General features: G+C 43.1%; 11 protein-coding genes. 8 read left to right on the top strand and 3 right to left on the bottom strand.

What is annotated here, in order from left to right; translation table 11 throughout:
* Positions 1-17: 17 nt before the first annotated feature.
* Positions 18-1,541 carry a bifunctional phosphoribosylaminoimidazolecarboxamide formyltransferase/IMP cyclohydrolase gene (gene purH, locus HMPREF9448_RS02665; protein ID WP_040295827.1) on the bottom strand — a complete coding sequence of 508 codons (1,524 nt, stop codon included), beginning with the start codon at positions 1,539-1,541 and terminating at the stop codon, positions 18-20.
* Positions 1,542-1,809: 268 nt separating this feature from the next.
* Between purH and fldA the strand changes: the two genes are divergently transcribed.
* Both fldA and HMPREF9448_RS02675 read left to right on the top strand, forming a co-directional pair.
* A complete protein-coding gene (gene fldA / locus HMPREF9448_RS02670; protein ID WP_008861045.1) occupies positions 1,810-2,322 on the top strand; it encodes a flavodoxin FldA in 513 nt (170 codons plus the stop codon).
* A gap of 169 nt (positions 2,323-2,491) precedes the next feature.
* Positions 2,492-3,397 (top strand): metallophosphoesterase, encoded by a 906-nt coding sequence (locus HMPREF9448_RS02675; RefSeq protein ID WP_040295930.1) that lies wholly within the window; start codon positions 2,492-2,494, stop codon positions 3,395-3,397.
* Between the two features lie 8 nt (positions 3,398-3,405).
* On the opposite strand, the gene HMPREF9448_RS02680 is transcribed toward HMPREF9448_RS02675, so the two are convergent.
* Positions 3,406-4,911: a potassium/proton antiporter gene (locus HMPREF9448_RS02680; protein ID WP_008861047.1), complete on the bottom strand. Its 1,506-nt coding sequence runs from the start codon at positions 4,909-4,911 to the stop codon at positions 3,406-3,408.
* 364 nt (positions 4,912-5,275) lie between these two features.
* On the opposite strand from HMPREF9448_RS02680, the gene gnd reads away from it, so the two are divergent.
* The 3 genes from gnd to pgl are packed head-to-tail and all read left to right on the top strand — an operon-like array spanning position 5,276 to position 9,011.
* The gene (gnd, locus tag HMPREF9448_RS02685; RefSeq protein WP_008861049.1) at positions 5,276-6,733 is read left to right on the top strand and encodes a decarboxylating NADP(+)-dependent phosphogluconate dehydrogenase; all 1,458 of its coding nucleotides are present in this window, start codon (positions 5,276-5,278) and stop codon (positions 6,731-6,733) included.
* A gap of 21 nt (positions 6,734-6,754) precedes the next feature.
* Positions 6,755-8,260, top strand: coding sequence for a glucose-6-phosphate dehydrogenase (gene zwf, locus HMPREF9448_RS02690; RefSeq protein WP_008861050.1), 1,506 nt, complete (start codon positions 6,755-6,757; stop codon positions 8,258-8,260).
* A gap of 16 nt (positions 8,261-8,276) precedes the next feature.
* Positions 8,277-9,011 (top strand): 6-phosphogluconolactonase, encoded by a 735-nt coding sequence (gene pgl, locus HMPREF9448_RS02695; RefSeq protein ID WP_008861051.1) that lies wholly within the window; start codon positions 8,277-8,279, stop codon positions 9,009-9,011.
* Here the strand turns inward: pgl and trmD are convergent.
* Complete coding sequence (gene trmD / locus HMPREF9448_RS02700) at positions 9,000-9,674, bottom strand: tRNA (guanosine(37)-N1)-methyltransferase TrmD (RefSeq protein WP_008861052.1); 675 nt, start codon at positions 9,672-9,674, stop codon at positions 9,000-9,002. The two genes, pgl and trmD, sit on opposite strands and share 12 nt — an antisense overlap.
* A 134-nt stretch (positions 9,675-9,808) precedes the next feature.
* Here trmD and HMPREF9448_RS02705 point away from each other — a divergent pair, with 134 nt between their 5' ends.
* Genes HMPREF9448_RS02705 through HMPREF9448_RS02715 form a run of 3 tightly spaced genes read left to right on the top strand, consistent with a single transcriptional unit; the run spans position 9,809 to position 14,070 of the window.
* On the top strand, positions 9,809-11,152 hold the full coding sequence (locus HMPREF9448_RS02705; RefSeq protein ID WP_008861053.1) for a DNA adenine methylase: 1,344 nt from the start codon (positions 9,809-9,811) through the stop codon (positions 11,150-11,152).
* The gene (locus HMPREF9448_RS02710) at positions 11,137-12,075 is read left to right on the top strand and encodes a DNA adenine methylase (protein WP_040295828.1); all 939 of its coding nucleotides are present in this window, start codon (positions 11,137-11,139) and stop codon (positions 12,073-12,075) included. Before HMPREF9448_RS02705 ends, HMPREF9448_RS02710 begins: the two co-directional genes overlap by 16 nt.
* Positions 12,076-12,078: 3 nt before the next feature.
* Positions 12,079-14,070 carry an AlwI family type II restriction endonuclease gene (locus HMPREF9448_RS02715; protein WP_040295829.1) on the top strand — a complete coding sequence of 664 codons (1,992 nt, stop codon included), beginning with the start codon at positions 12,079-12,081 and terminating at the stop codon, positions 14,068-14,070.
* Positions 14,071-14,297: the final 227 nt, after the last annotated feature.

Here is a 14,297-nt window from a genome sequence, read left to right on the forward strand (position 1 = left end):
TGATTAAATAATTTATATTAGTGCTTAAAATGCCGTATACCGGTCATTACCATAGCCATGCCGTTTTTATCGCAATATTCTACCGAATCGTTGTCACGAACCGATCCACCCGGTTGAATTACAGCAGTCACCCCGGCCTCATGAGCTATTTCCACGCAATCGGCAAAGGGGAAAAATGCATCCGAAGCCATTACAGCCCCTTGTAAATCGAAATCGAACGAACGAGCTTTCTCTATGGCTTGACGCAAAGCATCTACCCGCGAAGTCTGACCGATACCGCTCGCACAAAGCTGACGGTTTTTAGCCAACACGATTGCATTCGATTTACTGTGTTTTACAATTTTATTGGCAAACAACAAATCTTCCACCTCAGCCGGAGTAACAGCTTTCTCGGTAACCTGCTTCAACTCTTCGGGCTTTTCTCGATACAAATCGCGATCTTGTACCAACACCCCGTTCAGCAACGAACGGAATTGGCGATTCGACGCTTTGAACGGTTTCTGCACGAGAATGATACGATTCTTTTTCTGTTCAAGAACTTCGAGCGCATCAGCCGTATAGCCCGGTGCGATACAAACTTCGAAAAAGATTTTATGCATCTCTTCGGCAGTTTCTTTATCGATCGGGCGGTTCGTTATCAATACCCCTCCGAATGCCGAAACCGGATCTCCTGCCAAAGCAGCTTTCCAGGCTTCCACCAAAGTTTCCCGAGATGCCAAACCGCAGGCATTATTATGTTTCAATATAGCGAATGTCGTATCGTCGAACTCCGAAATCAACGATACCGCCGCATCTATGTCCAATAAATTGTTATAGGAAATTTCCTTTCCATGAAGTTGATCGAACATTTCCTCGAAATTACCGTAGAAGACTCCTTTCTGATGAGGATTTTCACCATATCGAAGAGTCTTGGCATGATTTCCCGCATAGCGGAATGCCGAAGCCTCGTCTCCGTCGAAATAGTTAAATATCGCACTGTCATATCCCGAAGATACGGCAAAAGCCTCTTTGGCGAACCAACGACGATCTTCCAACGAAGAGCTGGCTCCCTTCTCCTTTAACATAGCCAACAACGGAGCATACTGAGCTTTCGATGCGACGATAACGACATCTTTATAATTTTTAGCAGCCGCTCTTATCAAAGAGATACCGCCTATATCTATCTTCTCGATAATAGCACTCTCATCTGCACTCGAAGCCACGGTTTCCTCGAACGGATATAAATCCACGATAACCAAATCGATAGAAGGGATTTCATATTGAGTGATTTGTTGCTGATCGACTTCATTTTCCCGACGGTTCAATATACCACCGAACACTTTGGGGTGAAGAGTCTTAACCCGTCCTCCCAAAATAGACGGATAACCGGTCAGATTCTCTACTGAACCACAAGGAATCCCCAACGACTCAATAAAAGATTGCGTACCACCGGTCGAGATAAAATTAACTCCTTCGGCATGTAAAAGTTTCAAAATTTCGTCTAAACCATCTTTATGAAAAACGGAGACAAGAGCTGTTTTAATTTTCTTATTTTCAAGCATAAAGCATCGCACTATATAATTCGGTTACAAAAATACAAAAATATATAGGTTTAGCCTTGTATAATTCATGAAAGTTTTCATGGAAAAATAAATCTTTTCTATTCGGCTCTTTCTAACGGTGTTATCCTTCCTTTTATGAACAAAACAGTGTTCTTATTCGTTTCGTTTTCCTACACCGCATAGGTCTAAAAAAATGATGTCTTAACTATTCTGCCTATATACGACGAATCAAAAACATAAACTCAAATATAAATTATTCAAAATGCTTATGGAAAAAATAGGAATATTTTACGGCTCAACTACCGGAATTACAGAAAGTGTAGCCTACCGATTAGCCGAACTAATGCATGTAAAAAAAGAAGACATACACGATGTCGCACGAAGCAAACCTTCGGAAATAGGACAATACGACCTATTATTATTGGGTTCTTCGACATGGGGAAGCGGAGATCTTCAAGACGACTGGTATGACTTCCTCGACGGAATCGAAACCCTCGATCTCAAAGATAAAACCATTGCTTTATTCGGTTGCGGAGACCAATCTATGAGCGACACCTTCTGCAATGCCATCGGCACAATTTACCATCGACTACAAAAAACAGGAGCAACATTTTACGGAGCTTTCGAAGCAGGAGACTATACATTCGACAAATCGACGGCCTTTATCAACGGCAAATTCATAGGATTACTTATCGACGATGTAAACGAACCCGAAAAAACAGAAAACAGGCTCAATCATTGGGTAGAGCTTCTACAATCGGAATATATTGTAACACAGTAATCACCCTCTTATCTTAAATATATTATTGAGGCGGGTATCGATACCCGCCTCAATAATTGTGATATAAATAGTTGCCTGCCCATAAAATTAATTATACATTTGCTCCAAATATTACGACTTTTAAAAAGTAGGGCATAACATGCAATTATATTCGGAAAAACGCTCGATTATGAACAAACTGATTGGATTACTTACCTGCTTATGTTTCTCCACAAACTTGGCGGTAGCTCAAAATAAAGATGCATCATCAATCATTAAATTCGGATTATTCGCCGACACCCAGTATGCTGATTGTCCGTCCCAAAATACCCGTTATTATCGGGAAGCTCTACAAAAATTAGATACATGCATCGAGTATTTCAACCGACAAGAAGTTCAATTCACTATTAATTTAGGTGATATTACCGACAGGAAGAACTCCGATTTAGAAGTAATAAAGCAACATCTGTCCCAACTTAATCATAAAATTTATCACCTCACAGGAAATCACGACTACAAAGACATTACAAACAACTCTGTCCTTTACAAGCAGCTGGATATGCCATCTGAATATTATTCGTTCAAAAAAGGGGACTGGGTATTTATCATGTTAAATACCAACGAAATCGCTTCATACGCCAATATAGCGGGAACACCCAAAGAGAATGAATGGAACAGGATGCAAGAACAGATAAAACAAATCAAAGGTAAATATGCTTATGAATGGAACGGAGGAATAAGCGAAAAGCAAATGCAATGGCTCGATCGACTATTAAAGAAATGTGAGAAAAAGGGTCTTTCTGTCTTAATTTTTTCTCATCACCCGCTATATCCACAAAGCGATTTTTCGGCATTGAACGGCAATGAAATAGTCGACACCCTATCCAAGTATTCTTGTGTAAAGGCAGCTTTCTCGGGCCATCACCACGCCGGGGCATTCGGATATTACAAAAATATCCCTTTGATTACACTGGAAGGAATGGTTGAAACAGAAAACCAAAATGCCTATGCTATCGTCGAAATTTCCCAAGATCACCTACTTGTAAAAGGGCAAGGGAGAGCATCTTCATACTCGTTCAAATTATCCCGACAATAGGATAACTGCTAACGATTCTTTCGCATGGTATAACGGCTGATTCCCAAACTTTCATAGCTTTTACGTAGCTCCTCATCGTTATCTGAAATCACCAGAAGACGGTCTCTACTCTGTAAATGAGTATGTCCTTTGGGAACAAAATATTGTTCTCCACGCTTGACCATAACGACCAACGTATTATCCGGCAATGAAAGATTCATCAGTTTATTACCTCCCGATAAAGCCTCGTCCGTCAACTCTATCTCGCTCATCGCCGATTTTATTTCATCGGGTAGAGCGACATTAAAGATTTCTTTTTCCTCGCTCTTCCCCACCAATCCCAGCCATCTGGCCATCGCACTTACCGTAGTTCCTTGTACCAACAAAGAGACAATGGTCACGAAAAACACGATATTGAAAATCATACGAGCATTAGGAATTTCTGCCGACATAAGCGGATAGGTCGCAAAAATAATAGGAACAGCACCCCTCAACCCTACCCATGAAATATAAACACGAGCCCGAGTCGTAAACCTACGGAAAGGCAATAAACATGTAAATACAGATATCGGACGCGAGACAACAATCATGAATATGGCAACCAACAATCCCACTCCGGCAACAGCAGGCAACTCCGAAGGATTCACCAACAATCCGAGTGTTAAAAACATGACTATCTGGAAAAGCCAAGTAAAACCATCGAAAAATGTAGTCAAACTACGCTTGTGCATCAACTTCCGATTTCCAACGACTAACCCTGCTATATAGACAGCCAAATATCCGTTCCCTTGCAAAAGATTGGTAAAAGCGAATACGAAAAAAACACAAGAGAACAACAATACCGGATAAAGCGATTCATTAGGGACATTGATACGATTTATAATCCAAACAATAGCATACCCCAACGCAAATCCAGCAGCCGCACCTATCGACAGTTGCATAAAAAGCAAAACGATGGAATGAGGCCAATCGATAACTCCAATCTCAATAACCTGAATCAAAAGTATCGTAAGCATATAGGCCATAGGATCGTTACTACCGCTCTCCAATTCGAGAGTCGGCCGCAAACGCTCTTTCAAAGAAATCCCCTTCGAACGCAAAATAGAAAAAACGGATGCCGAATCTGTCGATGACATAACAGCAGCCAACAGCATGGATTCAAGCAATCCTAACTGAAAATTACCCGGCAAAAGATCGGACAACGAATAAATGAATAATCCTGTTATAATCGTTGTCATTAAAACTCCCAACGTAGCCAAAGTCACACCCGGAGCTAAAATTGGTTTTATTTCCCGATAGTGTGTATCCATTCCACCCGAAAACAAAATGATACAAAGTGCAACCGTACCTATAAACTGGGCTATTTGCGGACTATCGAAATAAATACCGAAACCGTCTGAACCGGCAAGCATTCCCACACCGAGGAACAATAGCAACGCCGGTACACCAAATTTCGCTCCTGTTTTTCCGACAAGGACACTCAGGAACAATAAAATGGCTCCTACCAACAATATATTTTCAGGACTGATAACCATAGAGTTTATTTACTAAGAAGCTGTTTTAAATTTATTGAGAAATAATATTATCATTGCAAGCAGGTATGTTCCGGCCATATTGAGCCCCTGTCTCGCATCTTGAATCCCTTGATTTTTGTCAATAGCCCGCTATTGACTGCATATCTCGGACTCCAATCTGCTTCAACATAGGTCTCAATCTGTCTCGAAATAAATTTAAAACAGCTTCTAATATTTCAAAAACGAGGTAAATATACATAAAAAATGTGATTTTACCAATTCTTCACAATTCGACAAGTAAACAGAAACCATCATTTTTCATGAACAAAAAAAAGAGAAAAGTGTTTAATCAATAATAGCTTTAATAAACAAAATCTTCCTAAACATGATAAAATCGGACATAGGCCTCGTAGGACTGGCTGTTATGGGTGAAAATTTAGCCCTCAACCTCGAACAAAAAGGTTATCGGGTATCATTATATAATCGATTGCGGGAAAACAGTCCGCAAGCGGTAGATTCATTTCTCGCCAATAAAGGGAAAAACAAACATTTCATCGGTACACACTCGCCCAAAGAATTTATCGAATCATTGAAATCCCCTCGAAAAATTTTACTTATGATACGAGCCGGACACCCCGTAGACGAAATGATTATAACATTACTTCCCTTTCTCAAAAAAGGCGATACAATCATAGACGGCGGAAATTCGGATTATCGAGATACTCAACGTCGTGAAAACGAATTGCGGGAAAAAGGAATATTTTTTGTAGGCTGCGGTATTTCGGGCGGAGAAGAAGGAGCTCTCCACGGGCCATCGATTATGCCGGGAGGATCAGACGAAATCAAAAAAGAAATATTACCCGTTTTACAAAACATAGCTGCGCATCTCGACGACGGGACTCCCTGCTGCTCATGGATCGGGCCCGACGGTTCGGGACACTTCGTAAAAACAGTTCACAACGGTATAGAATACGGAGATATGCAACTGATAGCCGAGGCGTATTCCCTATTGAATATTTTGCAAAAAGGAGACCATGAAGCCACTGCCCAAACTTTCGAATCATGGAACAAAGGTGTTCTGGACAGTTATTTGATAGGAATAACAGCACCCATATTACGATATAAAGATACCGACGGTAAATCCCTAATCGACAAAATAGCAGACCGTGCGGGACAAAAGGGAACAGGAAAATGGAGCATAGAGGCTGCCATCGACAGCGGAACCACGCTATCTGTTACTGCCGAGTCGGTTTTTGCCCGACTCTTATCGAATCGCACAACAGAGCGAAACAAAGCACATCGTTTATACCCCGAAACCGATCCGGCTCCGATATTCGAGCTTAGCGTAGACGACATACATCATGCTCTTTACGCCTCCAAAATCATCGCATATACACAAGGGTTCGATTTATTGTACAACATGTCCGAAAAACATAACTGGCAGCTCAACCTCGCCGATATAGCGACTATATGGAGAAAGGGTTGCATCATACAATCTCGATTTCTCTACGAAATAGCTCAGGCTTACAAACTGACGAACGAATACGAAAACTTACTATTCACACCTTATTTCAGGGAAAAAATAATTTTATGTCTCCCGTCTTGGCGGAAAGTCGTTCAAACAGCCATAACAGCAGGGATAGCCATACCCGGGACAGCCTCGGCATTAGCATGGTTCGACGGTTTTAGATGTAAAAAATCATCGGCCAACCTGATACAAGCGCAACGAGACTATTTCGGTGCTCATTTGTATGAAAGAATCGATGCTCCGGCAGGTACGTTTTTTCACACCGACTGGAACCGACACGGAGACGGAACGACCTCCGGCAACTATTCTCTATAAAAACAAACAAAAAATTTCGATATGAATAAAATACCCGAAAGCCAAATTCTGATTATCTTCGGAGCATCAGGTGATTTAACCCATCGGAAACTCATACCCTCGTTATTCGAACTATTCGAAAGGAAACTTCTTCCCGACAAATTTTTAATCGTAGGTGTTTCCCGGACAAAACAAAGTACAGAAGAATTCCGACAATCCTTGCATTCATCTATCATTGGGAACGGAAAGACCTATGCCACGGATAATCCTTATCTAAAAAACTTTCTTAGAGAAATATACTATATCTCTTGCGATACTACCGACTGCAATGCATACGTCGCTTTATTCAGAGAAATAGAACAATTGCGCAATGCCGCCGGCATAGAAGATAACATGTTGTTTTATCTTGCTACGCCGCCTCAGATGTATGCAACTATCCCCATCTGCATACAAGCCCAACAACAAAACATCTCTAAAAACGGTTGGCGGAGAATCATTATAGAAAAGCCGTATGGAAGCAACGAAGATGAAGCGAAACAACTTGACAAATTATTATGCGGAATATTCCCCGAACGAGAAATCTACCGTATAGATCATTTTTTGGGAAAAGAAACTGTTCAAAATATTTTAGTTCTGCGCTTCGCCAACAGCATTTGGGAACCTCTTTGGAATCGGAATTACATAGACCATATAGAAATAACGGCCACCGAAACCTTAGGAGTGGAACAACGAGGTAATTACTACGATTCGGCCGGTGCTCTGCGAGACATGGTACAAAGTCATCTCATGCAAATCATGGCATTTATAGCTATGGAACCACCCTCCTCTTTCGAAACCGAAGCAATTCGCAATGAAATCAGTAAAGTATTCCGGTCATTACGTCCACTCTCTCCCGACGATATAGCGCATAACATACTGCGTGCACAATACTCCGAAGGGAAATTAAACGGGACAAAACTTCCCGGATACCGAGAAGAACCGAACGTAAATAAGCAATCGACGACAGAAACCTTTGTCGCCCTAAAATTATACATAGATAATTGGCGGTGGGCTCATGTCCCATTTTATATTTATACGGGGAAACGATTATCCGAAAAGAGGTCTGAAATCATCATACATTTCCGTTCCACGCCACAGGCATTATTTCCGGGACAATGTTGCGGAGACTCTTGCAATCAACTCATCATTACTCTACAACCCGACGAAAGCATTCGGTTACGTTTCGGTTTAAAACAGCCCGGAACCAACTTCGAGGTACAGCAAGTGAGCATGGATTTTTTCTACAACTCACTTATCCCGAATAAATTACCGGATGCTTATGAACGGCTTCTTCTCGATGCCATGCGAGGCGACGCTCTACTATATTCGCGAAGCGATGCTCTGGAACTGAGCTGGCACTATCTGGCCCCTCTCATCGACCACTGGGAAAAAGAAAAAGAAGAGAATCTCGTATTTTATCCGGCCGGTAGCCCGATACCTCGCGAGATTACCCATATATATTCTCACCCGTATGTGCTCGAAGCACCTGTTTGCACCCCCAACCCATAACATAATAAACAACATCATGAATCAAACCATCGTACAATTCTATCCAGACGCAACTAAATCGCTGATAGCCCTCACCAACGCCTTACTCATATCGGCTGCCGCACGTACAAAGAAACCTTTTTACTTGGCCCTATCGGGAGGAGAGACAGCTCGCTCACTTTTCGAAATATGGAAAAATCAATATAATGATCCCAAACGGTGGAAAAACGTACATTTCTTTTGGGTAGATGAACGATGCGTATCGTCTGAAAACGAAGAAAGCAATTATCATTGGGCTGAAAAACTGTTTTTCAAACCCGTAGGTATAAATCCGAACCACATTTACAGAATACAAGGAGAAGATATTCCCTACCGAGAAGCCGAAAGATACTCCCGATTGGTCGCAGAAATGCTGCCCGACAGTAACGGAGTACCACAATTCGACTGTACCCTGCTCGGCATCGGCGAAGACGAGCACATCGCATCCATATTCAATAACGATACCGATTTATTAAAATCGGACGACCTTTACGCCGTGTCACGACACCCGGCAACCGGACAAAGACGAATTACTCAAACCGGAGAAGTCATTTTAGCATCCCGTGAAATCCTTATCGCTCTGGTGGGAGAACGAAAAAAAGAACTGCTCCATCGGTTAGTAGCCAGAAAAGATCAAACGATTACCCCTGCTACATACATACTTTCACACACTTCACGAGCAACTATATTCACCGAGATAGAACTCAATAGCAAAGAGTTGTCATTCCAATAAATCCGGGCGTAAGCGTCGGGTACGTTCGAGTGACTGCTCGTGTTTCCATTCGTCGATTTTACGTTGATGTCCCGAAAGCAACACATCGGGAACTCTCCAACCTTTATATTCCGCCGGGCGCGTATAAACGGGCGGAGCCAATAAATTGTCCTGAAAGGAATCGGATAAAGCCGACTGCTCGTCACCGATAGCTCCCGGTATAAGACGCACGATAGCATCGCACATGATCGCAGCGGCCAGCTCTCCCCCGGTGAGGACATAATCTCCTATCGTCACCTCCTTCGTCACGAAATGTTCCCGTATGCGGTAATCGATACCTTTATAATGACCGCACAGAATAATGAGATTACCCGCCATCGACAAACGGTTAGCCATAGGCTGGTCGAATCGCTCTCCGTCGGGAGTTGTAAAAATCACCTCATCGTAATTCCGCTCGCTTTTCAATTGAGTGATAGCCCGATCCACAGGCTCTATCTGCATGACCATACCGGCCTCTCCCCCGAATGGATAGTCGTCGACTCGCCGATGTTTATCCAACGAGTAATCCCTCAGATTGTGAACCACGATCTCGACCAACTTTTTATCTTGGGCTCTTTTCAGAATAGAATAATTCAGCGGGCTTTGCAATAACTCTGGCAATACGGTAATAATATCAATGCGCATCATAGCTCTCAATTTGCTGACAAAAGTAGCCTTTTCTAACGGGTTTCACAAATAGAGAAAATTTTTATCCCAGAAGTTAAGTGCTGCTCGAATTTGTTTTGTAATTTTGCCATACGTTGTCAAACGCAGATAACATGCATACCATAGGTAAAATATTGAAAACTATACGGGAAGAACGTGGGCTACAACTTCGACAGGTCGCTATCGAATCGAATATCGATTTGACTCTGTTGAGCCGTGTCGAAAATGGGAAACGAATGCCTTCCGAGAGCTTACTCATCAAATTAGCGGAAACTTACGGGCTCGACAGTAACCTGCTAGTCCTGCAATTAGTAAGCGATAAAATTTTAGAAATAAGCGAGCAGTATCCCGACCATACCATCGAAGCCCTGAAAGTCGCTCAGGAAAAAGCCCGACTCGGAGAGCGATACATCTCGTTCTTCATGAACTCGTTCATATCTCGCCCCATCGGGCTGGAAAGCCGCCGTTACATTGGAAACAAAACCAAACTGACCGATTGGATCATGGAAACTATTCGGCGGGAATGCCCCGATGCGCATTCGTTCTGCGATATTTTTGCCGGGACCGGCGCTGTGGCCGGGAAAGCAATACCCTATTACGACCAAGTGATATTCAACGATTTGCTTTGTGCCAACCGAGTCATCTATCAAGGTTTCTTCGAAAAAGGAGAATGGAACAGGGATAAATTATGTACAATCCTCGACGAGTATAATCACACCGATTGCAACTCTTTGGAGGACAATTATTTTTCAATAAACTTCGGCGGTAAATATTTCGATTATGGAGTTTCGAAACTCATAGGATATGTTCGCCAGAACATAGAAGACCGTCGAGGAGAACTCACAGACAAAGAATATAACATTCTACTCTCCACCCTCATTTACAATATGGATCGGATAGCCAACACCGTAGGACATTTCGATGCCTACATACAAGGAAAGGAGATAGAAAAAAAATCCCTCACCCTCCGGTTAATAGACGCTCGAAGCTATGACAATGTAGCAATTTACCAAGAAAACAGCAACACGCTGGCTCGAACACTGCATGCCGACATCGTCTACATGGATCCGCCCTATAATTCCCGCCAGTATTGCGATGCCTACCATCTCTATGAAAATCTGGTCCGTTGGGAAAAACCGGAGGTAAAAGGAGTAGCCGGAAAATTCAACCAAAAAGACAAGAAAAGCGACTTTTGTACCATGAAGGCGGTCGATGCTTTCGCCGACCTCGTCGACAATCTACACACGAGATACATTGTACTGTCATACAACAATATGGCAAAAAAAGGGAATGGGCGATCCAATGCAAAAATGGACGATACCGACATCATGCGTATACTCGAAGCCAAAGGCCGAGTACAAGTTTTTTCCCATGACCACAGACCATTTACCACGGGAAAGTCGAATATTAAAAACCATCAAGAACGCCTATTTATATGTGTATGCGACAATCACTAGACTTTCCGAACCGGATACAATCACCTCTCAATTATACAGGTGGAAAATTCAGGCTATTACCGCAAATCCTGCCCTTGTTTCCCGCAAACATCGATGTGTTGGTAGACCTGTTCTGCGGTGGCGGTAACGTAGGAATCAACACATCGGCAGAGAGAATCGTCTTGAATGATTCGGACAAGAACGTCATACGCATTTTCAGATTATTCCGGCAATACCCCACCGAACAGATTTTAGAGATAATCGACGGCATCATTGACCGGTACGGCCTGTCGGACAGTCGCACGAACGGATATGCGTTTTACCAATGCGAAAGCGCGAGAGGTTTGGGTACATATAACAAGGAAGGATATAACCGGCTGCGTAGCGAGCTGAATAATATGAAAAGGAGGAACGACCGTTATTTCTTCATGCTGTTCACCCTCATCGTGTTTGCCTTCAACAATCAAATACGGTTCAACGAAAAAAGAGAATTCAATCTTCCGGTGGGGAAACGCGACTTCAATAACAACATGAGGAACAAAGTGAGGCATTTTGCCGAAGCCATCAAAAATCCCCATATCGAACTGTCGTCCAACGATTTTCGGAGAATTCCATTCGATGGGCTGTCCGAACACAGTCTCATTTATGCTGATCCCCCTTATTTGATAACCTGCGCCACCTACAACGAAAATAACGGCTGGAACGCCCGGCTCGAAAAACAACTGCTCGCTTACCTCGACCGGGCGAACGACAGAGGAATAAAATTCGCCTTGTCGAACGTTCTGAAAAACGGAGACAAAGAAAACACGATATTGACCGAATGGTTAGAACGGAATCCCATGTATATCCGTCACGATTTGAATTACAATTATAGCAATTCGAGTTATCACAAAAAGGACAGGAGCAAACATTCCACCGAAGTACTAATCACTAATTTCGAATGAAGTATGTGTACATATAAAAGCTATTGTTGGTCGATGGGAACCACGAGTTTCAGGACTGCCGATTTCAATCAAAAAATCGAAAGACAATTGACTCTTCTTTCCAAGTTTTGGGAGGTTCATACCGATGTCGTTTGGTCGGGGAACGACGAGATACAATCTTTGTACTACGACTTCATGAAAGACAACGATTTTCTTACCGGCGATGCACCCAACAAACCCAAAGATGCCCGGGAAAAAACATCGGGGTTGATTGATTTGGGATTGATCGATAACGAACGAAGACCGACTGCCGCCGGAGAATCATTACGACAAATCACCTCCAACGGAGATTTCCGACCGAATAATCTGCTGCAAATTCCGGCCGATAGCTACATTTATTTCAAACAGATGCTCAAAACGAGCAACGACGTAGACGGTGAAATCGTACGACCGTTCGTCGTACTGGTTCTCGCTTTGAAACAGCTGGAATATCTCACACAAGAAGAGTTCACCTACCTGCTGCCACTCATTACCACTTCCCGAAAATTCAGAACAATCGTCGATTGCATAAAACGATTGCGAAAAGGAGATATCACAATCGACGAAATCATCGTCGATACACTCTTGACGATGGAGAATTACCGGGAAGCGAGGCTATATCTTTTGGAGAGACCGGTATCCGAACATGTGATTTGCCAAGCGGGAATCAACCGCAAAAGTCGTCAATACGACAGCACATACTACCCGCTCTACCGCACTATCGAGTCATTGGATAGAAACAACGCTCAATCCATTCTCGATTTGTTACAAGCCTGCCGGAACATTCGCATCGGTGCGTTGTGGTGCAACCACCTTTTCAAAACGACGAACAGGGGAAAAATAAAGAAATTACTATCCGCCTCGCTCAACGATGTTCCCATCTTGAATTGCCGAAACGAATTTGAATTGAAAGACAGATTCTTCCGATTGATGCATCTCTTCAAGGTAAAAGCCAATTTGTCTGATTATTTCGATCTGAACCGCCGATATTTCGGGACGACCGATACCGTTCTTTTCAAAGACAACAGGGTAGAACTCTCCCCCGTACCGAAATGTTTTTTCGACCTTTGCGCCGAAAATCTCGAAGAAATCGCTTTCACGACCTCACCGCTCCTGCCCCTCGATTGCGACCTCGAAAAAATCATACCTCGCTATGATATCGAAGAATCCGACCTGCATCGTAAACTGGCAGACAAGTATGGCCTTGCCCCGCAATCGCTCAGCGACATTCGCGCCTTTCTCGACGACGAGCGCCACGAGCGTCTCAACCGGCTCATCGATGCCCGTTTTCCCGACCACGTTCTGTTGGAACTGTTGTCCGACTTCGAAACCCGCAACGACATCAATATCCGCAGGCTCGTCACCGACAACGCCGATGTGCCCACTATTTTCGAATACATCGTCGGTATCGTCTGGTACAAGATAAGCAATCGCAAAGGACGCATTCTGGATTACTTCAACCTGTCGTTAGATGCCGATTTGCTTCCGAAAACACACGCCGCCGGTGGTATGGAAGACATTACCTATCGATACAATGCCACTCCCGATTACCCGGATCACACACTGCTTATCGAAGCGACCCTTGCCGAGGCCAACGCACAACGCCGCATGGAGATGGAACCGGTCTCCCGGCATTTGGGAGACTTTCTCTTACGCAACAATCGGCAGGAAGCCTACGCCTTGTTTGTCACCCCTTTCCTGCATCTAAACGTTATTTCGGATTTCCGGGGGCGAAAACAAATGCTCTACTATTCAAGCGATGGAGAGCAGTGCATTAACGGAATGAAAATCATTCCTTTGAATACCGCCGAATTAAAAAACATCATCGCAAATTCGATGACTTACGACCAATTATACCCAATATTCGAGTGCGCTCACCAAAACAATGAGCCTCCCAAAACATGGTATGAAAACAACATTATGCGCTCTCTACAACCGAAGAAAACCTCCACAGGGATATTAGGTACACTTTTTTGAATCACTCTTTATGAACAAAGGGACTCAATTATTGTGCATTTCACAGTATAAAATTTGTATCTATTAAATCTAATTTTTATATTTGAAAACTCACAAATATAGTGCAAGGTGAGTGCAGAGGCAAACCGAAATCTCATTTCCTATTTGGCTATGCCGAGCCGCATCCTATATTCTACAAATATAGTGAAAGGTGAGCGCAGAGGCAAACGGAGATTTTATTTCCGAAT

It is taken from the genome of Barnesiella intestinihominis YIT 11860 (genome assembly GCF_000296465.1).
GTDB classification, from domain to species: Bacteria; Bacteroidota; Bacteroidia; order Bacteroidales; family Barnesiellaceae; genus Barnesiella; species Barnesiella intestinihominis.